The sequence below is a fragment of the Rathayibacter oskolensis genome (genome assembly GCF_900177245.1).
GTDB lineage: Bacteria > Actinomycetota > Actinomycetes > Actinomycetales > Microbacteriaceae > Rathayibacter > Rathayibacter oskolensis.
This window is the reverse complement of the sequence record NZ_FXBM01000001.1, coordinates 1,432,992-1,455,503: the sequence shown is the minus strand read 5'-3', so window position 1 is coordinate 1,455,503 and position 22,512 is coordinate 1,432,992. Positions and strand designations below refer to the sequence as shown.

Genomic DNA, 22,512 nt, shown 5'->3' with positions numbered 1-22,512 from the left:
AAGCTGAAGATCGAAACAACGCGTCTTAAGGAGACAGGCTCATGAGCGAATCCGTCAGCCTCCCGGCACTCGGAGAGAGTGTCACGGAAGGAACGGTCACCCGCTGGCTGAAGAACGTCGGGGACCGCGTCGAGGTCGACGAGCCCCTGCTCGAGGTCTCGACCGACAAGGTCGACACCGAGATCCCGTCGCCCATCGCCGGTGTCATCGAGGAGATCCTCGTCCAGGAGGACGAGACGGTCGAGGTCGGCGCCGAGCTCGTCCGGATCGGCGACGGCTCCGGTGCAGCAGCGCCCGAGCCCGAGGCTCCGGCCGAGGAGGCACCCGAGGTCGAGGCGGCCGAGGCCGAGCCCACCGACGTCGCGACGCCCTCCGTCGACTCGGACAGCGACGACGAGGCGCCCGCGCCCGCCGAGCCCGAGCCGGCACCCGCTGCCGAGAAGCCCGCAGCGCCCGAGGTGTCGGCTCCCGCTCCCTCGGTGCCCGCGCCCGCCGCGGCAGCGCCTGCGGCCGCTCCCGCTCCCGCAGCGACCCCCGAGCCGACCGACTCGAACCCGGGCTACGTCACGCCTCTGGTGCGCAAGCTCGCGAGCGAGCACGGCATCGACCTGGCCGGTCTCACCGGCACCGGAGTCGGCGGTCGCATCCGCAAGCAGGACGTCCTCGACGCGGTCGAGGCGGCGAAGTCCGCCCCCGCTCCAGTGTCGGCTCCCGCCGCGGCTGCTGCCAAGACGGCACGCACCCCGCTCGAGACGTCCCCGCTGCGCGGCACCACGCAGCCGATGTCGCGCCTGCGCAAGGTCCTCGCCCAGCGCGCGGTCGAGTCGATGCAGTCGAGCGCTCAGCTCACCTCCGTCGTCGAGGTCGACGTCACCGCAGTGGCGCGCTTCCGTGATTCGGTGAAGAAGAGCTTCCAGGAGAAGACCGGCGCCAAGCTGTCCTTCCTGCCGTTCTTCGCCCTCGCCGCCGCCGAGGCGCTGAAGGCCTACCCGGTGATCAACTCGACGCTCGACGGCGACTCGATCGTCTACCCCGACCACGAGAACATCAGCATCGCGGTCGACACCGAGCGCGGGCTGCTCACGCCCGTGCTGAAGAACGCGGCCGACCTCTCGCTCGCCCAGATCGCGTCGACGATCGGCGACCTCGCCGAGCGCACTCGCAACAACAAGCTCAAGCCCGACGAGCTGGCCGGCGGCACCTTCACGCTGACGAACACCGGCTCCCGCGGTGCTCTCTTCGACACTCCGGTCGTCTTCCTCCCGCAGACCGCGATCCTCGGCACCGGCATCGTCACCAAGAAGCCGGCCGTGGTCCAGGTCGACGGTCAGGACGCGATCGCGATCCGCTCCACCGTCTACCTGGCGCTGTCCTACGACCACCGCACGGTCGACGGCGCCGACGCGGCCCGCTTCCTGGTCGCGATCAAGCAGCGCCTCGAGGAGGGCTCGTTCGAGAACGACCTCGGCATCTGACGCCTCCGCCGACTCCGCGCGCTAGTCGCGGCCGTCGGCGAAGACGTCGCGGATGAACCAGCCGGCCTCCGTCCTGATGATCAGGACGGAGGCCGCTGTCGTCGTGTCGCCGGAGACCAGCCTGACGAGAGCGGAGGCGCCGTTCTCGTCGGCCAGGACGGCGTCGATCGCGGCCCCGGCCGGGAGCAGCTCCTGGACCCGTTCGGCGCCGCCCGTGCGGAGCGGCGAGTCGGCCGTCGTCAGCGCCTCGGCGCAGGCGTCGAAGCCGCCGGTGCAGTTGCTCGCCGACTCGACGAGCCCTCGGGCCGCTGCCTCCGGAGAGGAGTCGGGCGGAGGACGCTCGACGACCTCCGACGCCGACGACGGGGGACCGGACGAGCCGGCCCTGGTCGGCTGCGGGGCGGGCCCGTCGGCGGAGGGGCCCGCGCTCACTCCCGAGGCGACAACGGAGCCGAGCAGGATGACCGCCGCCGCTGCCAGAGGTCCGCGATGGCGCTTCATCAGAGACACCAGGCGCGACTGCCAGCCGTCGAGGGGATGCCCCCTGCGATGACGAGCCGGCGGGGCGGACGCCTCCGACGACGGGGCACTCGGCAGTGCCGGCCGGGTCGCCGGTCCACGCTCACCCGCCGCCCTCGGCATTCGGAGCCGGGACGAGGCCTGACGCCGCGGCGGCGCCTCGGTCGGCTCGAGCACGGGCCGAGGTCGGGCCCGGAGGAGCGGCCCGAGTGGCAGCGGCGGCGCCGTCCGGTAGAGGAACGCCTCCAGCTCCTCGAGCCCCACGTCCTCGCCGAGGACGACCAGGGGGTCGGCGCAGTGCTCGGCGCAGCGCACGATCAGGGAGCGGAGCGCCGAGGCGGGCGACTCGTCGGCCGCCGCCGAGCGGCCCCCGCTGAGCAGCAGCACCGGTGCCCCGTCGCCCGTCAGGCCGACCTGCGAGGCGTCGACGGCGAGGTCGACCCCGGAGGCGGCCGCGTCGCGGATCGCATCGGCGATCGGCGCGAGCACGGTCACGAGGTGACCCGGCGACAGCGGGTGACCCGAGTCGAGGACGCGTTCGAGCGTGGTCACCACGGGAGGCGCGGTGACGAGGACCGGACCCTCGCGGCCCACCGCGACGTCGACCAGTGTCTCGCGATGCTCGTGGTGCGGGAGTCGGGCGAGCCCGTCTCGCAGCGCGGCCGCTGCACGCTCCCGCGAGAGCACCACCGCGGAGGCCGTCTGCCCGGTGCCCGTGCGCACCAGGGGCCCTCGGAAGGTCGCTCCGACGACCTCGAAGCCCCCGAAGCGCTCCGCCTCCTCGACTCCCCCCTCCCGCGCGGCGCTCCCGGATTCCATGCCACGAGCCTGCACCCGGCCCTGCTCCCGTCGAGCGACGCGTGCTCGATCGGTGGACGGAGCCGCGGATCGACGCCTGAGGAGGAGTGCCGCTGGTCCGATCCTGACCTCCGGTCCTGCTCCCGGGGTCCGCTCGGTATCCTTGACCTCATGGCACGCAGCACGGAACCGTCGACGAAGGCGGTCAAGGAACCCGGACGTCTCAAGCAGATGTGGCAGGTGTTCCAGATGACCCGCCGCTACGACAGCAACGCGGTGTGGATCATCCTGCTCGCCGCGCTCCTGCCGGTCCTCCTCGGCGTCCTCCTCGGTGTGCTGCTCGGAGACGGCAACGGCTTCGTCATCGCCCTCTGGGTGCTCGTCGGGATCCTCGCGGGAATGGTGGCGGGCCTCGCCGTCCTCTCCCGTCGCGCCGAACGCGCCGCCTACGGTCAGATCGCCGGCCAGCCCGGAGCCGTCGGCGCGGTGCTGCGCAGCGGACTCCGCGGGACGTGGACGGGCGGCGAGATGCCGGTCGCCGTCAACGGCAAGACCCAGGACGCCGTCTACCGCGCCGTCGGCCGCGGCGGAGTCGTCCTGATCGCGGAGGGCCCGACGGGGCGGACGAAGCGGATGCTCGAGGACGAGCGGCGCAAGGTCACGCGGATCCTGCCGAACGTGCCCGTCACCTTCGTGCACGTCGGACCGGACGCGGACGCCGTCCCCCTGCATCGCGTGCCGCGCACGCTCGCGAAGACCAAGAAGGTCCTCACGAAGGCCGAGGTGCTGGCCGTGAAGAACCGCCTCGCGTCGCTCAACACCTCGCTGCCCATCCCGAAGGGCGTCGACCCGTTCAAGGTGCGACCGCAGCGCTCCCGCTGAGCCACGTCGACCTCCGCGCGAAGAGCCCGTGCCTCCGGGCACGGGCTCTTCGTCGTTCGCGGGCGGGACGGAGTCAGTAGCGGACGAGCACCGTGCCGGCGACCTTGTCGTGGAAGCCCCGCTGGTCCGAGTCCCAGACGAGGGCGGGGACGAGCACGGCGAGCATCACGGACCGCACCAGCGGCCGCCAGACGCCCACCCAGCCGCCGCCGAGCCGCACGACCCTCATGCCGAGCAGCCGGTGCCCGACGCTGCCGCCGATGGTGGGGATGAAGACCGCCTGCAGCACGATGAAGAGCACGAGGCTCGCCCAGCGGTCGTAGTCGAAGAAGGCGAGCGAGAGCAGCGCAGCCACCGCGAGGTCGACGGCGAGGGCCGCGAACCGCCGGCCGACCCGTCCGACGGACATCCGACCGTGCTCGGGGAGCCCGAGGCGCTCCCCCGGCCACGAACTCGGTCCGACATCGGCGAAGGTCCTGCGGTCGGCTCCTGGCATCCCGCGATCCTATCGGCGTCGCCCCGGAACGTCCCGTGAGCCGGAGCGACCGCTGCCCGGCCCCGTAACACGCCGGAAACAAAAGGGACACGGGAGGGAAACCCCCTGTCACTACCCTGAAACGGCTGCGCTCTGCAGCAACCCGTTATGCCATTGGAGACCTTTGCATGTTTAAAGATTCTTCCGAGGTGCTCAAGTTCATCAAGGACACGGACGTCAAGTTCCTCGACATCCGGTTCACCGATCTCCCCGGTGTCCAGCAGCACTTCAACATCCCCGCCTCGACCGTGGACGAGGAGTTCTTCTCCGTCGGCCAGCTCTTCGACGGGTCCTCGATCCGTGGATTCGCGAACATCCACGAATCGGACATGCAGCTGATCCCTGACGTGACGACCGCCTACGTGGACCCGTTCCGCGTCGAGCGCACGCTGATCCTGGTCTTCGACATCTACAACCCGCGCAACGGCGAGATCTACTCGAAGGACCCTCGCCAGGTCGCCAAGAAGGCCGAGAAGTACCTCGCCTCCACCGGCATCGCCGACACCGCGTTCTTCGCCCCGGAGGCGGAGTTCTACATCTTCGACGACGTCCGCTACGAGGTCACGCAGAACGCCGCGTTCCACGTCGTCGACTCCGTCGAGGGTGCGTGGAACTCGGGCCGCGTCGAAGAGGGCGGCAACCTCGGCAACAAGACGCCCTACAAGGGCGGCTACTTCCCCGTCAGCCCCGTCGACAAGCAGGCCGACCTGCGCGACGACATCTGCCTGAAGCTCATCGACGCCGGCCTCATCCTCGAGCGCTCGCACCACGAGGTGGGCACCGGCGGCCAGGCCGAGATCAACTACCGCTTCGACACCATGGTCCACGCGGCGGACGACATCCTCAAGTTCAAGTACATCGTGAAGAACACGGCCGAGCAGTGGGGCAAGACCGCCACGTTCATGCCGAAGCCGCTCTTCGGCGACAACGGTTCGGGCATGCACACCCACCAGTCGCTCTGGAACGACGGCACTCCCCTCTTCTACGACGAGAACGGCTACGGGGGCCTCTCGGACCTCGCCCGCTGGTACATCGGCGGCCTGCTCAAGCACGCCCCGGCGGTCCTGGCCTTCACGAACCCGACGGTCAACTCCTACCACCGCCTCATCCCGGGCTTCGAGGCGCCGGTGAACCTGGTCTACTCGGCGGGCAACCGCTCCGCGTCGATCCGCATCCCGATCACGGGCACCAACCCGAAGGCCAAGCGCATCGAGTTCCGCGCTCCGGACGCGTCGGGCAACCCCTACCTGGCGTTCGCCGCGCAGCTCATGGCCGGCCTCGACGGCATCAAGAACCGCATCGAGCCGCACGAGCCCGTCGACAAGGACCTGTACGAGCTGCCCCCGGAGGAGGCCAAGCTCATCCCGCAGGTTCCCGCGTCGCTCGGCGAGGCGCTCGACGCCCTGGCCGCCGACCACGACTTCCTGCTGCAGGGCGGCGTGTTCACGCAGGAGCTCATCGACACCTGGATCGAGTTCAAGCGCGAGAAGGAGATCAAGCCGCTCGCACAGCGTCCGCACCCCTTCGAGTTCGAGCTCTACTACGGAGTCTGATCCTCGGAACCACTGCAAGGGCCGTCCCTCCTCGGAGGGGCGGCCCTTCGCCGTGCGGCGCGTCGGCAGTGCTGACTGGTCTGGCCCGCGATACCAACCCGTCGGGCTCGGTCGTCTTCTTCGCCGACACGGGCTCACTGCCGTTCGTGCCCGAGGAGGGGCCGATCGCGAGGCGAACCGCTCAGGCCGCGACATCCTGATCGACTGCGCGACCGAGCTGGTGCAGCTGGGCGAGGACGTGCGCTGCGAGCCCGGGATGGACCGCTCCGGGGTCGAGCAGTGCGGCGCGAAGCTCGCCTGCGGTGAGCGCGACCGCGTCGGACGGTGAGGAGATCGCTGATGTCGTACGGGAGTGGTGGTTCATCACGTGCTCTCAGTCTGCGGGGTTCGGGTCCCACCCAGGGTTGAGGAGAAGCGAAAAGCATACGTGCGTATCGAACCGAAAGGTTCTCGGCAGGCCGATCCGGACGCGTCCCTCAGGAGTAGAGGTGGTTGGTGCGCGCGCACGCGGAGGAGCAGAACGGGCTCGGACGCACGGCTGGAGACGCACCGCAGGCCACGCACCGGCGAGACGGGACGAGTGCAGCGAAGAAGGAAGACATGGTCACCCCAGGGTGTCGGCGCCGCGACCGCCGTGTGGCTGCGAGCTTCGGGTGCTCACGGGTCGCTCGAAGGCGTCGTATCGATTCGTCAGCCTGCGGCGTTCGGATTGGCGAACGCCGGATCGGGGTTGCTCGAGAGCTGGAGTCTCGTCATCGGTGGACCGCACCCGCAGGCTTCCAGCTCCGTCGACTCCGCGGCACGGCGCGTGCATCGGGACCGACCACAGCACCCAGGGAGCTCTGCCACCGAGTCAAATCGTCGGAACCACGGCGCAGGTCGGCCGCGCGGCGACGGGGTCAGCGGTAGGTCGGCTGCTCGCCCTCGGCCGGGCCGTAGAAGCGGCGCTCGAAGACGGCGCGGGCCCGGCGGGTGACTCCGAGGTAGTCGTCCTCGAGCCGAGTGGCGGAGCCCGCGGGGTACTCGAGGAGGCGCGCGATCGCGTCGAGCTGCCGTCTGTCGGTCGGGAGGACGTCGCTCGTGCGGTTCGTCCACAGGGTCATCGCCGAGCGCACGCGGGAGGAGAATCGCCAGGCCCTGCGCAGACGGTCCGCATCCGGGGCAGTGATGAGGCCCGCCTCCTCCGCGACTCGGAGCGCGGTGACGGTCGAGGTCGTGCGCAGGGCGGGCACAGTGCGGGCGTGCTGGAGCTGCAGGAGCTGCACGAGCCACTCCACGTCGCTCAGCGACCCCCTACCGAGCTTGATGTGCCGCAGCGGGTCGGCTCCCTGCGGGAGGCGCTCCTTCTCGACGCGCGCCTTGATCCGCTTCACCTCGCGGATGTCGCGGTCGGAGATCGCGGAGGGATACCGGACGCCGTCGGCGAGTGCCTCGAAGTCGGTGATCAGCTCCTCGTCGCCGGCGACTCCTCGGGCGCGGAGGAGGGTCTGGGCCTCCCAGGTCAGCGACCACCGCGCGTAGTAGGCACGGTAGGAGTCGAGGGAGCGCACGAGCGGGCCGTTCTTGCCCTCCGGTCGGAGGTCGGCGTCGAGGTCGAGCGGGAGGCGGGAGTCGTCCGTGAGCCGGACGAGCTCGGCCACCAGATGCTGCGCGTACAGCTGGGCGTCCCGCGGCTCGCCGGACACCGGGCGCTGGACGTACATCACATCGGCGTCCGAGCCGAAGCCCAGCTCCGCTCCCCCGTAGCGCCCCATGCCGATCACTGCGAACCGCGCGTCGGCCCCCGGCCGGCCGGCACTCGATCGGCGCACCGCGCCGAGCACTCCGGTGAGCAGAGCGGTGATGATGTCCGTGAGGCTCTGCGCGGTCTCCTCGATCGTGTTCAGACCGAGCACGCCCCCCATCGCGGTCCGCAGCACCTCGCGTCGGCGCATCGCTCGGAGGACCGCGGCCACCGCCTCCGGGGTGTCGTGGCGCGCGAGCACGGCCCTGACCTCCTCGCCGAGGGCGGAGGCGCTCCGGGGACGCAGCGCGTCGTCGTCCTCGAGCCAGGCCGCCGACTCCGGGATGCGGTCGAGCAGCTCGCCGACGAAGCGCGACCCCGAGAGCACGGTCGTCAGGCGCTTGGCCGCCCCGGAGGAGTCGCGGAGCATCCGGAGGAACCACGGCGTCCCGCCCAGCGTGTCGCTCAGGCGCCGGAACGCGAGGAGGCCGTAGTCGGGGTCGGCTCCGTCGGCGAACCACTGCAGCATGACGGGAACCAGGTGACGCTGGATGGTGGCTCGACGCGACACGCCCGTGGTCATCGCCGCGATGTGCCCGAGCGCTCCGCGGGAGTCGGTGAAGCCGATGGCGGCGAGACGCGCCTCCGCCTGGCCGGTCGAGAGCTCCGCTCCCCCGTCGGACAGAGCGGCCACGGCCGAGAGGAGCGGACGGTAGAACAGCTTCTCGTGCAGACCGCGCACCCGGTGCTTGATCCCGTTCCAGACCACGAGCAGCTCGTCCGCGTTCGTCGCGAGGCCGCTCGAACGGGCGAGGGTCCGCAGCTCGTGCTCGTCCCGCGGCATCAGGTGGGTGCGGCGGAGCCTCCGCAGCTGGAGGCGGTGCTCGAGGAGCCGGAGGGCGCGGTAGTCGCGGGAGAACTCGTCGGCGGCCGACCGGCCGATGTAGCCGCGGTCGGCGAGGGCCCCGAGCGCGAGCAGCGTGCCCGGCATCCGGATCTCATCGTCGGTCTGACCGTGCACCAGCTGGAGGAGCTGGACCGTGAACTCGATGTCGCGCAGCCCGCCCGGTCCGAGCTTGATCTGGTAGTGCACGTCGTTCTGCGGGATGTTCTCGGTGACGCGCTCGCGCATCCGCTGCACCGACTCGACGAAGTTCTCGCGCGACGCGCTCGACCAGACCTTCGGGGCCACGGCGTCGACGTAGGCGCGCCCGAGCTCGGAGTCGCCGGCGAGCGGTCGCGCCTTCAGCAGCGCCTGGAACTCCCAGCTCTTCGCCCAGCGGTCGTAGTAGGCGATGTGCGAGTCGAGGGTCCTGACCAGGGCCCCCTGCTTGCCCTCGGGACGCAGGTTCGGGTCGACCTCCCACAGCTCCGGCTCGAGGGCGAGAGCCGACGTCCCCCGCATCAGAAGCACCGCCAGCCGGGTCGCGATGTCGATCGCGCGCGCATTCGAGAGCTCGCGCTCCGGATCGCCCTCGGCGACGAAGATGACGTCGACATCGCTCACGTAGTTCAGCTCGGAGGCACCCGCCTTGCCCATCCCGATCACGGCGAACCGAGTCGCCTCGACCTCGTCTCGCGTGAAGCGGCCCGGGCCGGAGCCGTGCACCAGATCGGCGCGTGCGACGGCGAGGGACGCCTCGAGGGCCGCACCCGCCAGATCGGCGAGCGTGCGGCTGACGCGGTCGATCGCCGCGACCGGATCGAGCTGGCTCAGATCGTGGACGACCACGCGGGTCAGCAGCCGGCGGTACCGGGTCCGCAGTGCCGTCCAGCCGGCCTCCTCGCCGAGGGTCGCGAAACCCTCGACGGCGCCGACCGAGTCGAGGAGCTCCTGCCGCAGCTCGGCCCGCCCGGGGAGGGTCGTGACGGCGTCGCGGAAGGTCTCGAGCTCGGCCGGCCGCCGGTGGAGGAAGTCGGCCAGACCGGAGGACGCGCCGAGCACCAGCAGGAGGCGGGTGAGCGCGGCGTCGTCGTCCAGGACGACGTCCATCCGGTCGCGATGACTCCGCAGCAGGTCGATCAGCGCGCGGAGTGCGGCGTCGGGATCGGCTGCGCGCGCGAAAGCGGGATCGAGGTGGTCGAGCGACCGGCCGGCCAGCTCCTCCGCCTCGGCGAGACGCGCCCCGGCCTCGCCGAGCTCAGCGAAGCCGAGGCGCGCGAAGTCGCTGAGAGTGCGGTCGCGGGCCATGGGAGGGACGGGTCAGAGCATCTCGAGGTTGCTGCGCAGCTCGTACGGAGTCACCTGCGCGCGGTACTCGGCCCAGTCCTTCCGCTTGTTGAGCAGGACGAAGTTGAACACCTGCTCGCCGAGGGTCTCGGCGACGAGCTCCGACTCCTCCATCAGCGAGATGGCGCGATCCAGGCTCGCCGGCAGAGGGCTGTAGCCCAGCGCGCGACGCTCCGCGTCCGAGAGCGACCAGACGTTGTCCTCGGCCTCGGCCGGGAGCTCGTAGCCCTCCTCGATGCCCTTGAGGCCCGCTGCGAGGAGCAGCGAGTAGGCGAGGTAGGGGTTCGCCGCGGAGTCGAGTGCGCGGTACTCGATGCGCGACGACTGGCCCTTGTTGGGCTTGTAGAGCGGCACCCGCACGAGCGCCGAGCGGTTGTTGTGGCCCCACGAGACGTAGCTCGGCGCCTCGTCGCCGCCCCACAGGCGCTTGTAGGAGTTGACGAACTGGTTCGTGACCGCCGTGATCTCGGGCGCGTGCTTGAGCAGGCCCGCGATGAACTGACGGCCGAGCTTCGACAGCTGGTACTGCGCACCCTGCTCGTAGAACACGTTGATGTCGCCCTCGAACAGCGAGAGGTGGGTGTGCATGCCCGAGCCGGGGTGTCCGGAGAGCGGCTTGGGCATGAACGTCGCATAGACGCCCTGCTCGATCGCCACCTCCTTGATCACGGTGCGGAAGGTCATGATGTTGTCGGCCGTCGTCAGGGCGTCGGCGTAGCGGAGGTCGATCTCGTTCTGACCGGGTCCCGCCTCGTGGTGGCTGAACTCTACCGAGATGCCCAGATCCTCGAGCATCCGGACGGAGCGTCGGCGGAAGTCGTGGGCCGTCCCTCCGGGGACGTTGTCGAAGTAGCCCGCGGAGTCGACCGGCTCGGGGCCCTCGGCACCGAAGGTCGAGGACTTGAGCAGGTAGAACTCGATCTCGGGGTGCGTGTAGAACGTGAAGCCGCGCTCGGCGGCCTTGGCGAGCGTGCGCTTGAGCACGTTGCGGGGATCCGCCACCGCCGGCTGGCCGTCGGGGGTCGTGATGTCGCAGAACATCCGCGCGGTCGGGTCGATCTCGCCGCGCCACGGGAGGATCTGGAAGGTCGACGGATCGGGGTGGGCGAGCACGTCAGCCTCGAACGAGCGCGTGAGGCCCTCGATCGCGGAGCCGTCGAAGCCGAGGCCCTCGGCGAACGCGCCCTCGACCTCTGCCGGCGCGATCGCGACCGACTTGAGCGTGCCGACGACGTCGGTGAACCAGAGGCGAACGAATTTGATCCCTCGCTCTTCGATCGTGCGAAGAACGAAGTCCCGTTGCTTGTCCATCAAGGCCCTTCCTGTTTCGCCCCTAAGGCTAGTGGCTCCGCCCCGGGGCCGCTGGGAGCCGGAGGCGCCCCCCGCCGCCCCGGCACGGCGCGCATAGACTTGCGGCCATGTCAGCGCAGCCCGTGAAACGCGTTCGAACCCGTCACTTCCAGAACGCCAAGGAGTCCGGGGTGCGCATCACCGGACTCACCAGCTACGACCAGCTCACCGCTCGGATCTTCGACGAGGCGGGCATCGACTTCCTGCTCGTCGGCGACTCCGCCGGGAACAACGTGCTGGGCTACGACACGACGCTGCCGGTCACCGTCGACGAGCTCATCCCCTTCGCCCGCGCGGTCGCCGGAGCCGTCGAGCGGGCCTTCGTCGTCGCCGACATGCCGTTCGGCTCGTACGAGTCGGGTCCGGACGACGCTCTGCACACGGCGTTCCGCTTCATGAAGGAGACCCACGCGCACGCCGTGAAGCTCGAGGGCGGCGTGCGCTCGGCCGAGCAGATCCGCCGCATCGTCGACGCGGGCATCCCCGTCATGGCGCACATCGGCTTCACCCCGCAGAGCGAGCACGGTCTGGGTGGCCACATCGTCCAGGGACGCGGAGACGGGCTCGAGCAGCTGCTCGCCGACGCGCGTGCCGTGCAGGAGGCGGGTGCCTTCGCCGTCGTGCTCGAGATGGTGCCGAGCGAGGCGGCGCGTCAGGTGACGGAGGAGCTGAGGATCCCGACCATCGGCGTCGGAGCTGGTCCGCACGTGGACGGTCAGCTGCTGGTCTGGACGGATTTCGCCGGCTTCACCACCGGACGGGTCCCGCGCTTCGTCAAGCAGTACGCGGATCTGCGCGGAGTGCTGACGGGTGCCGTCACCGCGTACCGCGACGACGTGGAGTCCGGCGCCTACCCGGCCGCCGAGCACAGCTACGAGTAGCGGGCACGAGCAGGACCGGAGTCAGCGGTCCTCCGCCGCGTCCTCCTCGGCCCACTTGCGACTGTTCTCGCGCAGTTTGTCGAGCGCGTGCTCGGCGTCGACGCGCGACGAGAACGGGCCCACGCGGTCGACGGACGGGGACACGAACCCCTGCTCCACCGCGCCGGACGAGAGGTTGTACCACCAGGAGTTCGCGTCACCGTCAGACATGCGGCCGATCATACGCCGACGCCCGCGGCCGGTCCCGCCCCCGTTCTGCGTGACCCCGCTTCGCTAGCATGACCGGTATGACTGCTGCGACGACCGCTATCGGAATCGACATCGGGGGGACCGGCATCAAGGGGGCACTGGTCGACCTCGAGGGAGGGACCCTCCTCACCGACCGGATGAAGGTCGCGACCCCCGAGGGCGGCCGTCCGAAGGACATCGTCGACACGGTCCAGCAGATCCTCGCGATGCTCCCGGATGCGGCTGCGGACACCCCGGTCGGGATCTGCTTCCCGGCGGCGGTCGTGCACGGTCGCACCATGTCGGCGGCGAACGTCTCGGACGAGTGGATCGGCCTCGAGGCCGAGAAGCTGTTCGAGGACGCCATCGGGCGCGACATCTTCTTCGTCAACGACGCCGACGCGGCGGGCTACGCCGAATCGCGCTTCGGCGCCGCGAAGGACAAGAAGGGCCTGGTCATCATGACCACCCTCGGCACCGGCATCGGCACCGCACAGATCTACGACGGCGTGCTCATCCCCAACGCCGAGCTCGGCCACCTCGAGATCAATGGCGGGGACTACGAGAAGAAGGCGTCGTTCGCCGCGAAGGAGCGGGACGACCTCGACTACAAGCACTGGGCCAAGCGCCTCCAGCGCTACTACTCCCACCTCGAGGCGCTGCTCTGGCCCGACCTGATCATCGTCGGCGGCGGCATCTCGAAGCACTACGACGAGTTCCTGCCCCTGCTGGATCTCCGCACCCCGATCGTGCCCGCCGAGCTGCGCAACAACGCGGGCATCCTCGGCGCCGCGGCCCTCGCCGGAGGCGGCGTGCGGCGCTGAGCCCATCCCGCGGCGGTCCCCGCCCGCCGCGGCGCAGTCGGCCCTTTGAGGTGGTGCGCTCCGCAGAGCGGGTCCCGTCCGGCTACGACGAAACGCTGGCACGCGTTTCGCCGGTTCGGCCGATCCGATGGTGCGGCGGTCCCCGCCCGCCGCGGCGCAGTCGAGGTGCCTGTTCCCGCGGCGGTCCCCGCCCGCCGCGGCGCAGTCGGCCAGATGGGGGCGGTGGCGTTCGGTAGAGCGTCCTGCGTTCGACTACGACGAAACGCTGGCACGCGTTTCGCCTGTTCGTCTTGCAGAGGGCGGCGGGTCCGACAGTGCGCCGCTGGAGAGACGGATGGTCTTCCGCTCGCCAGCCTCAGGGTCGGCCTCCCCTCCTCTGCTGGTCGAGTAGCCGTGAAGGGCCGTATCGAGACCCGCCATCGTCGGCAGGTCACGTCCGGACGTGTCCTGCCCTGACGCCGGCGTATCTCGATACCCCCGCTCCTCGGGCTACTCGACAGCAGGCAGAGCCCGCCCCATCAGCATGCCGCTCTGCGAGGAGTCGATAGCACAGCCGAGCCCGCAAGGAGTCGACGGCGGAGCCGAGCCCGCAAGGAGGTTCGATGGCGCAGCCGAGTCCGTAGGGAGTCGACGGCGGAGCCGAGCCCGCAAGGAGGTTCGATGGCGCAGCCGAGTCCGTAGGGAGTCGACGGCGGAGCCGAGCCCGCAAGGAGGTTCGATGGCGCAGCCGAGCCCGCAAGGGGTCGACGGCGCAGCCGAGCCCGCAAGGGGTCGACGGCGCAGCCGAGCCCGTAGGGAGTCGACGGCACAGCCGAGCCCACCTGCGAGGGAGGCCTTCACCCTCAGGGTCGAGGCGAATCGAGAAAACGCGTGCCAGCGTTTTCTGGGAGCCGGCCGCAGGACGCTCTCCGGAACGCGACCACCTCACGAAGCCGACCGCGCCGCGGCGGGCGGGGACCGCCGCGGAAGAAGAACACTCAGCCGACCCCGAAGCCCCAGAATGCCCCGCCGAGGCGGGGCATTCTGGGGCGAAGGGGTCGGCTGATACGCCGGGTTCTGTTCACGCCGCGCCTCTCGGCGGGCGCTGGACGGCCATCTCTCTCGGAGTCACGTTGCCGTGACCCTCCAGCGGTCTACCCGAGGACCCGACGAGCAGCCGCATCGTCCTCTGTCTGACCTTGCTCCGGGCGAGGTTTACCGAGCGGGCAGGATCACTCCTGCCCCTGGTGGTCTCTTACACCACCGTTTCACCCTTACCGCGGGCCGGGGCCCGTGGCGGTCTGCTTTCTGTGGCACTGTCTCGCGGGTCGCCCCGGGTGGGTGTTGCCCACCGCCCTGCTCTGCGGAGCCCGGACGTTCCTCGGCGCCGGGGCTCTCGCTCCGGCGACGCGACCGTCTTGCCGGCCCGTTCGCCCGTTCAGTGTAGGGCCCGATCAGGCGAGCGTCGACTCGTCTCCGCGGACGAGGATGCATCCGCTGTCGGGGCAGAGGACGACCTCGTCGGGTGCTGCGGCGCGGATCCAGGACAGGTCGGACTCGGTGAGGGCGACTCCGCTGCCCTCGGACACCTTGCCGCGCAGGAGCGCTGCGCCGATCCCGTAGCGGCTGCGCTGCTTCTCGTAGAGCTCGACGAGGTCCTCCGGGATCGTCGCGACGAGCGAGGCGCGGTCGCGGGCGAGCGCCTCCTGCTTGCCGGCCAGCTTCTCGGCCTGCGCGTCCTTCTCGTCGGCGAGGGTGCTGAGGGCGGCGACGACGTCGTCGCGCTCAGCCTGAGCGGCGGCGACCTCGGCCTCGATCCCCTCGATGCGCTCCATCAGGGTGAGCTCGATGTCCTCGAGATCGCTCCGGCGCTTGATGAGCGAGGTGATCTCGCCCTCGAGGGCCGCGATGTCCTTCGACGATGACGCGGTCTGCAGGCGCTCCCGGTCGCGCGCGAGGCGCTTCTCGACGACGGTCACGTCGGACTCGATGCGGCCCAGCTCGGTGCGCACGTCCTCGAGGCGGCCGACCCGCTCGGCCAGCGTCCGTCGGGTCTGGCTGTCGCGCGCCTGCATCGCCTGGATCTTCGCGATCTGCGGCAGGGTCGCGATGGCGTGGCGCAGCTGCGCGCCTCGCGTGTCGAGACTCTGCAGGGTCAGGAGTTCGCGCTGGTCTGCGGGGCTGGCTTTCACGTCGCGGTCCTCGTTCCCGGCACGGAGGGTGGCGTGCCGCGACCATTCTCCCGTGCCGGCGGGCGCCTAGTGGACGATCGCGAAATCCCACGGGTCGGTGCGGGTCTCGCTCACATCGATGGCCAGCGTCGGGAGTGCCCGCCGGAGTGCGGCGGCGGCGACATCGAGCCACAGCCACTCGCTGGCCCAGTGCGAGACGTCGATGAGTGCGGGACCGGTCCCGTGGAGGGCCTTCTCGCGCGCCTCCGAGGCCGGGTGGTGGCGCAGGTCGGCGGTGAGGTAGACGTCGCTCGTGCGGACGCCCGGAGCGTCGAGGAGGGAGTCCCCCGCGCCACCGCAGAGCGAGACCCGCCTGACGGGCGTCTCGTAGTCTCCTGCGACGCGCACTCCCCCGGCCGTCGCGGGCAGCAGGTCGGCCACGGCGCGGGCGAGGCGTCCGAGGGGCACCTCCTCCGGGAGGTCGCCGACTCGTCCGAGACCGACCGACGGGTCCTCACCCGGCACGATCGGAGTCGTCCCCGAGAGTCCCAGTCGGGTGGCGATGACGTCCGAGACGCCGTCGGCGACGATGTCGGCGTTGGTGTGGGCCGAGATCACCGCGCACCGGCCGCGGATGAGCTCGGCGAGCAGACGGCCCTTGTAGCCGTCCTCGGCGATCGTGGTGACCCCGCGCAGCAGCAGCGGGTGATGGGCGAGGAGGAGCTGGTACCCGCCCTCGACCGCCTCCGCGACGGTGTCCGAGACCACGTCGACCGTGAGCAGGATGCGCTCGACGGAGGCGTCGGGATCGCCGGTCACGAGACCGGGAGCATCCCAGCTCTCCGCCGCTCCCTCGGGCCAGAGTCGGTCGATGACGGCGTGGACGTCGCGGAGGCTGGGCATGGTTCCAGGGTAGGGGCGGTCAGTGTGCGTGGTCGGTCTCGACGGCGCGGATCGCGGCGTCGGCGACCGAGGCGTCGTCCTCGAGGTCGGCGGCCAGGTAGTCCTCGGACTCGGGCAGCCGCACCGTGATGCCGCCGTACTGCTCGACGGCGAGCTCACCGTGCAGTCCGGAGGCGGCGAGCACGTGGCCGCCGACCGTCCCGCTCCCGTCGACGAAGTGCGTGTGCAGACCCGCGACGCTGATGCCCTGGAACGGCCTCGGTCCGATGAACCCGATCAGGGTGCCCTGCACCCCGGTCAGGTGCATCTCGCGCTGATCGTGCATCGCGTCGGCGAGCCGGAGGTACGGCTTGACCTGGGCGATCGGCTGCCGGAGCGTCAGTCGGTCGAACCGCCCGCGCACCCGGACGCCGACGAAGACGTTCGGACTGGGGATGATCCGTCGCACGGCCTCGAGCAGACCCTCGAGGGAGGCGGTGGCATCGAGGTCCGCCGTCGCGTCCGGCGTGAACAGCGCGATCTCGGCGAAGGCGATGGTGTCCTCCGGCGCGAGGACGCGGACCGATCCGTCCCCGCGGAAGAGGCGGTGCACGCCGTCCAGGACAACCAGCTCGCCGTCCATGTGGTCGCCGCAGCCGAGCCCGAAGTCGCCGGCGAGGTCGGCCTCGGACCGTGAGACGACTCCGTCGAAGAGGCCGGCGAGCAGGGCGTCGACGATCGAGAACTGGGTGATGAGGCCGCGCGGGGCGGTCGGAGTCGGCATGGACTCAGTCTGGCGGAGGAGATCCGGGCCGCCGTGGCCCCTCTTCGTGCGCAGGGTTCGGGTGAGGCGCTCAACGAGAAGAAGCCGCCCGCGGGCGGCTTCTTCATCTCGGTGGATCCGAGGGGATTCGAACCCCTGACCCCCTGCATGCCATGCAGGTGCGCTACCAGCTGCGCCACGGACCCTCGTCGTCGTCGGATCTCACGATCCGGTCCTCCGCCCGGCGGAAGCAACTCGAACAACTTACAACACCGAGCGCGCCGGAGGAAATCGGTCGGCGTCGCCGGGCGTGTTCGTCAGTTGGACGGTGCCGCGGAGTCGACCCGGACGGGATGGTCGACGGTGAACGGCACGACCGGGCAGTCCTTCCAGAGCCGCTCGAGGGAGTAGTACATCCGGTCCTCCTCGTGGAAGACGTGCACGACGAGGTCGCCGAAGTCGAGGAGGATCCAGCGGCCCTCTGCTCGACCCTCGCGGCGGAGGAGCTTGGCCCCGGAGTCGTGGAGCCGATCCTCCACCTCGTTGGCGATCGCCACGACGTTGCGCTCGGAACGACCGGTCACGAGGAAGAAGATGTCGACGAGCGGCAGCGGACCGGAGACGTCCAGTGCGACCAGATCCTCCCCGCCCTTGGAGTCGGCGGCGGTTGCCGCGATGTCGAGCAGTGCGCGGGCGGAATCGGTCGCAGTCATGAAGCCTTCAGAGTCGGTGATGGGTCAGAAGATGTTGAGGACGAAGCCGCCGATGAACAGCGCGATCGACGCCACCAGGAGGACGGCCGCCGTGATGGCGAGCACGACCGGAGTGCTGATGCCGCGCCGCTTCTGCGGGGCGATCATGGCGGTGCCCGCGGCGTGCGTCGAGACGGCGCTCGACGCACGGACGGGCTCGGAGTCGGCGGCGGGCTGCTCCCGGTCGATGCGGTCGACGTAGCGGTCGACGTCCGGGGAGTCGTAGAGGTTGGGGTGCTGACCGGTCGAGCCGAGGCTGCGCGGGAGGTCGAACGAGCCGGTCACCAGCACCTCGCCGGTGTCGGCCTTCGCGTCGCCCGAGGTCGGGAGGATGAGCGCGTTCGTCGTGGTGACCGCCCCGGTCGAGGCGACGCCGCTCGCGATCAGCGAGTCGAACGACGCGTCCACCTCCTCCTTCGACTTGCTGTCGAGCTCGTCGGTGATGGCCAGGTGCTCGATCGGCGGGTGGAAGCTGCCGGTGATCTCGGTCGCCTTCTCGTCGGCGATGTCGAGGGAGCCGCCGACCGTGGCGAAGAGGGCCGTGTTGAGCTTGGGCTGCTCGACGACCACCGCCTCTGCGACGGGGCCGGTGGCGGGGAGCGACGAGGCGCGACCCAGTGCACGCTCGACCTCGGTCTGCTCGCGCTCCTCGGCCCCGTCGGAGGGAACCGGCTCGGGACCGTCCGCCCCCGGCGCAGTGGAGCTCGGCCCGGAGTGGTCGGCCGGAGCCGGCGCGGCATCGACCGCCGGAGTCGCGGCGACCTGCTCGGCCTGCTGCTTGGCGAGCAGTGCGCGCAGCTCGCGACGGGTGAGGGGGCGCTCACCGTCGGCACCGACGATGTCGATAGACGACGTGCGCAGCTCCGGCTCACCGGCGGGAGTGGGCTCGACCGCGGTGATCCGGATCGCCTGGGTCGCCGTGAGGACGGGCATCTCGCCTGCGGCGGTGACGGTCGCCGTCGCGGCCCGCCGGGAGGTCGTGGGCACGGCGGCGGGGGCGGCACCTGCCTCACGTCGCTCGCGCTCGCGGATCTCGCGCCGGGTGAGCGGCTTCTCCTCGGGCTGAACTGTCATGACGTACTCCGATACAGGTGGTGCTTCGAGATGTACTGGACGACACCATCGGGAACCAGATACCAGACCGGATGACCCCGGTTCACGCGGCTCCGACAATCCGTCGAGGAAATCGCTAGCGCCGGAATTTCCAACAAGGATACGTCCTGGGCCGGCAAACCCGAAACGTTGAGCACGTGGCCGGGGCGGCTGACCGCGACGAAGTGCGCCAGCTCCCAGAGCTCGTCGTAGTCCTTCCAGCTCAGGATCTGGGCGACGGCGTCCGCTCCGGTGATGAAGAAGAGCTCGGCGTCGGGATGCGCCGCATGGATGTCGCGCAGCGTGTCGATCGTGTAGGTCGTGCCGATCCGGTCGACGTCGACCCTGCTGACGGTGAAGCGGGGGTTGGCCGCCGTCGCGATGACCGTCATGAGGTAGCGGTGCTCGGCCGAGGTCACCGTCTTCTTGTGCCAGGGCTGGCCCGTGGGGACGAACACGACCTCGTCGAGGTCGAAGGACTGGGCTACCTCGGAGGCGGCGACGAGGTGCCCGTGGTGGATCGGGTCGAACGTGCCGCCCATCACGCCGATGCGGGGACGCCGCGGGTCACCGCTGACGGCGGACGTCACGATCGCGGGGCCGCCGGACTAGTGGCCGTGGCCGTGCTGGTCGTGCGAGGCACCGGCGGTCTTGTGGGAGTGGCGGTTCGCGACGTCGCGGTAGCTCCACGTGACGAAGCCGAGCGCCGAGAAGGCCACCACGGCGATCAGGCCGAAGACGAGGGCGGGGAACGGCAGCTCGACGTGCGTCGAGGCCTCTGCGAGGACGGTCGTCGCCAGGGACATGCTGTGCTCCTTGAAAGTCGGGGGTGCCCGCGCGGGGCTTCGACGAGTCTACCCGGACGCTGTCGCGCTAGGCGCGGACCTGGCCCGCGCCCCGCAGGAGCCACTTGGTGCTGGTCAGCTCGGGGAGGCCCATCGGGCCTCGGGCGTGCAGCTTCTGCGTCGAGATGCCGACCTCGGCGCCGAAGCCGAACTCGCCTCCGTCGGTGAACCGGGTGGAGGCGTTGACCATGACCACCGCGGAGTCGACCTCGGCGAGGAAGCGCTCGGCGCTGCCGAGGTCGTTCGTGACGATCGACTCGGTGTGGTGGGTCGAGTAGCGCGCGATGTGGTCCATCGCGGCGTCGAGGTCGTCGACGACGGCCACCGCGATGTCGAGCGAGTAGTACTCGGCCGACCAGTCCTCCTCCGTCGCGGGCACCGCGTCGGGGAAGAGTCTGCGGACCCTCTCGTCGCCGTGCACCGTCACTCCGGCGCGCACGAGACGGCCGAGGACCGGCGGGAGCAGCCTCTCGGCGGCTGCGCGGTGGACGAGGAGCGTCTCGAGAGCGTTGCAGGTGCTCGGCCGCTGGGTCTTGGCGTTGTGGACGATGTCGATCGCCCATCGCTCGTCGGCGGTCTCGTCGAGGAAGACGTGCACCACTCCGGCGCCCGTCTCGATGACCGGAACCGTCGACTCGGTGACGACGGACTCGATCAGGCCGGCGCTCCCCCGCGGCACCAGGACGTCGACGTAGCCGCGGGCGCGCATCAGCGCCCTCGCCCCGTCGCGCCCGTGGTCGTCGACCGTCTGGATCAGCTCAGCCGGGAGGCCGACGGAGGCGACGGCCTCCTGGAGGAGCTCGACGAGGACGCGATTGGTGTTCTCGGCCGCCGAGCCTCCCCGGAGGACGACGGCGTTGCCGCTCTTGAGAGCCAGCGCCGCGATGTCGATGGTGACATTGGGTCGCGCCTCGTAGATGGCTCCGACGACGCCGAACGGCACGCGGACCTGGGTCAACGAGGCGCCGTTGGGGAGGAGGGAGCCGCGGACGGTCTGCCCGACCGGGTCGACCAGGCCGGCGACGGCGACGACCGCATCGGCGAGGGAACCGAGCCGCGCCTCGTCGAGACGGAGCCTGTCCTGGAGGCCGGCGCTCATCCCGCTCTCGCGTCCGGCGGCCAGGTCGAGGGCGTTCGCGGGGACGATGCGGTCGGTGCCTGCGCGCACGGCGTCCGCGATGGCGAGGAGAGCGCGGTTCTTGAGGTCGGTCGTGGCGCTGCGGAGAGAGCGCGAGGCCAGACGGGAGGCGGCGAAGCGCTCGGTCAGTTCGGCGCTGCGGTCGAGGGTCGTCTGCGGCATCGGACCAGTGTATTCGGTGCCGAAGGCGGGCGGCGGAGGTGCGATCTGCAGGCGATCAGGCTTCGCGGAGCGAGTCCTGGCCGGTGGCTCGATCGCCGGCGAAGCCTGCAGATCGCGCAGGCACCTGCTGATCGCGCAGGTGCCTGCTGACCGCACCCGGACCGGCAGATCGCCCAGGTGCCTGCTGATCGCTCGCGGGCCGGGTCAGTCTTCGGAGGGCTCGCCCTCGTCGGCCACGCGCCAGACGCCGCCCTGGCGCTCGCGCTCCAGCTCGGCACGGGCCGCGGCCTTGGCGTCCATCCGCTCGAAGTAGTCCTCGCGGCGCTCGTTGCGCGTCTTGCGCTGGTTCTCGTCGAGACGCATGTCGGTGCCGCGCGGTGCGCTGATGAGCTCGGCGGTCGAGGTGAGCGTGGGCTCCCAGTCGAAGACGACTCCGTCGCCCTTGCCGATGACGACGGTGGAGCCGGCGACGGCGCCCGCCGAGAACAGGCCGTTCTCGACACCCAGCTTCGCCAGGCGGTCGGCCAGGAAGCCCACCGCCTCGTCGTTCGTGAAGTCGGTCTGGGCGACCCAGCGCACGGGCTTGGTTCCGAGCACGCGGTAGACGTTGCCGTAGGAGCCTCCCTCGACGCGGATCTCGAAGTCCTTCTCGTCGACGGCGCGCGGACGGATCGTGATGCGCTCGACCTTGGGGACGGCGGCGAGCTCGAGGCGGTGCTGCTCGACGATCTCGCCGAGGGCGAAGGTGAGCTGGCGGAGGCCGGAGTGGCTGACGGTCGAGATCTCGAACACGCGGTACCCGCGGGCCTCGAGATCGGCGCGCACGAAGGCCGCGAGCTCCTGCGCCTCGGGAACGTCGACCTTGTTGAGGGCGATGAGCTGCGGGCGCTCGATGAGCGGGACCTGGCCGTCGCCGACGGGATAGGCGGCGAGCTCGCCGAGGATCACGTCGAGGTCGGTCAGCGGGTCGCGGCCGGGCTCCAGCGTCGCGCAGTCGAGCACGTGCACGAGGGCCGTGCACCGCTCGACGTGGCGGAGGAACTCGAGGCCGAGGCCCTTGCCCTCGCTCGCGCCCTCGATGAGACCGGGGACGTCGGCGACCGTGTAGCGCGACTCCCCTGCCTGGACGACGCCGAGGTTGGGAGCCAGCGTGGTGAACGGGTAGTCGGCGATCTTCGGCTTCGCGGCCGAGATCGCGGCCACCAGGCTCGACTTGCCGGCGGAGGGGAAGCCCACCAGGGCGACGTCGGCGACCGTCTTCAGCTCGAGGACGACATCGCCCTCCCAGCCCGGGGTGCCGAGGAGAGCGAATCCGGGCGCCTTGCGCTTGGTGGTGGCCAGCGAGGCGTTGCCGAGCCCGCCCTGCCCGCCGGGCGCGATGATGTAGCGCAGGCCCGGCTCGTCCATGTCGATGAGCTCGTCGCCGTCGGGCGACTTGACGACCGTCCCCAGCGGGACGGGCAACTCGAGGGTCTCGCCGTTGCCTCCTGCGCGGTGGTCGCCCATGCCGGGTCCGCCGTTGTCGGAGGAGCGGTGGGGGTGGCGGTGGTAGGCGAGCAGCGTGGTGGTCTGCGGGTCGGCGACGAGGACGATGTCGCCTCCGTGACCGCCGTTGCCGCCGTCGGGGCCGGCCAGAGGCTTGAACTTCTCGCGGCGGACGGAGACGCAGCCGTTCCCGCCGTGGCCGGCACGCAGGTGCAGCGTGACGTTGTCGACGAAGGTGACCATGG

General features: G+C 70.7%; 19 protein-coding genes, 1 tRNA gene and 1 other RNA gene. 5 read left to right on the top strand and 16 right to left on the bottom strand.

The features are described from left to right. Nucleotides 1-41 precede the first annotated feature (41 nt). Nucleotides 42-1,475, top strand: coding sequence for a 2-oxoglutarate dehydrogenase, E2 component, dihydrolipoamide succinyltransferase (gene sucB, locus B9Y99_RS07065; RefSeq protein WP_085475801.1), 1,434 nt, complete (start codon nt 42-44; stop codon nt 1,473-1,475). Nucleotides 1,476-1,496: 21 nt separating this feature from the next. On the opposite strand, the gene B9Y99_RS07060 is transcribed toward sucB, so the two are convergent. Further along, a complete protein-coding gene (locus B9Y99_RS07060) occupies nt 1,497-2,813 on the bottom strand; it encodes a hypothetical protein (RefSeq protein WP_085475800.1) in 1,317 nt (438 codons plus the stop codon). 150 nt (nt 2,814-2,963) lie between these two features. Here B9Y99_RS07060 and B9Y99_RS07055 point away from each other — a divergent pair, with 150 nt between their 5' ends. Then, complete coding sequence (locus B9Y99_RS07055; protein WP_085475799.1) at nt 2,964-3,674, top strand: DUF4191 domain-containing protein; 711 nt, start codon at nt 2,964-2,966, stop codon at nt 3,672-3,674. Nucleotides 3,675-3,747: 73 nt separating this feature from the next. Here B9Y99_RS07055 and B9Y99_RS07050 read toward each other — a convergent pair whose 3' ends face one another. Then, complete coding sequence (locus B9Y99_RS07050; RefSeq protein WP_085475798.1) at nt 3,748-4,170, bottom strand: RDD family protein; 423 nt, start codon at nt 4,168-4,170, stop codon at nt 3,748-3,750. A 167-nt stretch (nt 4,171-4,337) separates the two neighbouring features. Here B9Y99_RS07050 and glnA point away from each other — a divergent pair, with 167 nt between their 5' ends. Beyond that, on the top strand, nt 4,338-5,762 hold the full coding sequence (gene glnA / locus B9Y99_RS07045) for a type I glutamate--ammonia ligase (RefSeq protein ID WP_085475797.1): 1,425 nt from the start codon (nt 4,338-4,340) through the stop codon (nt 5,760-5,762). Nucleotides 5,763-6,661: 899 nt separating this feature from the next. On the opposite strand, the gene B9Y99_RS07035 is transcribed toward glnA, so the two are convergent. Together B9Y99_RS07035 and B9Y99_RS07030 are read right to left on the bottom strand one after the other, a co-directional pair. After that, nucleotides 6,662-9,676 (bottom strand): bifunctional [glutamine synthetase] adenylyltransferase/[glutamine synthetase]-adenylyl-L-tyrosine phosphorylase, encoded by a 3,015-nt coding sequence (locus B9Y99_RS07035; RefSeq protein WP_085475795.1) that lies wholly within the window; start codon nt 9,674-9,676, stop codon nt 6,662-6,664. A gap of 12 nt (nt 9,677-9,688) precedes the next feature. Then, nucleotides 9,689-11,026, bottom strand: coding sequence for a glutamine synthetase family protein (locus B9Y99_RS07030; RefSeq protein WP_085475794.1), 1,338 nt, complete (start codon nt 11,024-11,026; stop codon nt 9,689-9,691). Between the two features lie 107 nt (nt 11,027-11,133). Here B9Y99_RS07030 and panB point away from each other — a divergent pair, with 107 nt between their 5' ends. Further along, a complete protein-coding gene (gene panB, locus B9Y99_RS07025; protein ID WP_085475793.1) occupies nt 11,134-11,946 on the top strand; it encodes a 3-methyl-2-oxobutanoate hydroxymethyltransferase in 813 nt (270 codons plus the stop codon). Nucleotides 11,947-11,967: 21 nt separating this feature from the next. Here panB and B9Y99_RS07020 read toward each other — a convergent pair whose 3' ends face one another. After that, nucleotides 11,968-12,156 carry an SPOR domain-containing protein gene (locus tag B9Y99_RS07020; RefSeq protein WP_165759554.1) on the bottom strand — a complete coding sequence of 63 codons (189 nt, stop codon included), beginning with the start codon at nt 12,154-12,156 and terminating at the stop codon, nt 11,968-11,970. Between the two features lie 77 nt (nt 12,157-12,233). Here B9Y99_RS07020 and ppgK point away from each other — a divergent pair, with 77 nt between their 5' ends. Next, on the top strand, nt 12,234-12,998 hold the full coding sequence (ppgK, locus tag B9Y99_RS07015) for a polyphosphate--glucose phosphotransferase (protein WP_085475791.1): 765 nt from the start codon (nt 12,234-12,236) through the stop codon (nt 12,996-12,998). Nucleotides 12,999-14,027: 1,029 nt separating this feature from the next. Here the strand turns inward: ppgK and rnpB are convergent. From rnpB to obgE, 11 genes are all read right to left on the bottom strand, one after another. Continuing rightward, an RNA gene (gene rnpB, locus B9Y99_RS07010) (RNase P RNA component class A) lies at nt 14,028-14,406 on the bottom strand. Nucleotides 14,407-14,431: 25 nt separating this feature from the next. Further along, nucleotides 14,432-15,169, bottom strand: a complete 738-nt coding sequence (locus B9Y99_RS07005) for a zinc ribbon domain-containing protein (RefSeq protein WP_085475790.1) — start codon at nt 15,167-15,169, stop codon at nt 14,432-14,434. A 66-nt stretch (nt 15,170-15,235) separates the two neighbouring features. Beyond that, nucleotides 15,236-16,051, bottom strand: a complete 816-nt coding sequence (locus B9Y99_RS07000) for a Nif3-like dinuclear metal center hexameric protein (RefSeq protein ID WP_085475789.1) — start codon at nt 16,049-16,051, stop codon at nt 15,236-15,238. A 19-nt stretch (nt 16,052-16,070) separates the two neighbouring features. Next, nucleotides 16,071-16,814: an acetolactate decarboxylase gene (locus B9Y99_RS06995; RefSeq protein ID WP_085475788.1), complete on the bottom strand. Its 744-nt coding sequence runs from the start codon at nt 16,812-16,814 to the stop codon at nt 16,071-16,073. A gap of 112 nt (nt 16,815-16,926) precedes the next feature. Beyond that, nucleotides 16,927-16,999, bottom strand: a tRNA-Ala gene (locus B9Y99_RS06990). Nucleotides 17,000-17,110: 111 nt separating this feature from the next. After that, nucleotides 17,111-17,506 carry a ribosome silencing factor gene (gene rsfS, locus B9Y99_RS06985; protein ID WP_085475787.1) on the bottom strand — a complete coding sequence of 132 codons (396 nt, stop codon included), beginning with the start codon at nt 17,504-17,506 and terminating at the stop codon, nt 17,111-17,113. A 24-nt stretch (nt 17,507-17,530) separates the two neighbouring features. Continuing rightward, nucleotides 17,531-18,619: a hypothetical protein gene (locus B9Y99_RS06980; RefSeq protein WP_085475786.1), complete on the bottom strand. Its 1,089-nt coding sequence runs from the start codon at nt 18,617-18,619 to the stop codon at nt 17,531-17,533. Then, on the bottom strand, nt 18,616-19,227 hold the full coding sequence (nadD, locus tag B9Y99_RS06975; RefSeq protein ID WP_085475785.1) for a nicotinate-nucleotide adenylyltransferase: 612 nt from the start codon (nt 19,225-19,227) through the stop codon (nt 18,616-18,618). The genes B9Y99_RS06980 and nadD overlap by 4 nt, the downstream gene beginning before the upstream one ends. Before the next feature lie 18 nt (nt 19,228-19,245). Continuing rightward, nucleotides 19,246-19,443: a hypothetical protein gene (locus tag B9Y99_RS06970; protein WP_085475784.1), complete on the bottom strand. Its 198-nt coding sequence runs from the start codon at nt 19,441-19,443 to the stop codon at nt 19,246-19,248. Nucleotides 19,444-19,510: 67 nt separating this feature from the next. Next, the gene (locus B9Y99_RS06965; protein WP_085475783.1) at nt 19,511-20,782 is read right to left on the bottom strand and encodes a glutamate-5-semialdehyde dehydrogenase; all 1,272 of its coding nucleotides are present in this window, start codon (nt 20,780-20,782) and stop codon (nt 19,511-19,513) included. Nucleotides 20,783-20,986: 204 nt separating this feature from the next. Further along, complete coding sequence (obgE, locus tag B9Y99_RS06960; protein WP_085475782.1) at nt 20,987-22,510, bottom strand: GTPase ObgE; 1,524 nt, start codon at nt 22,508-22,510, stop codon at nt 20,987-20,989. Between the last annotated feature and the right edge of the window lie 2 nt (nt 22,511-22,512).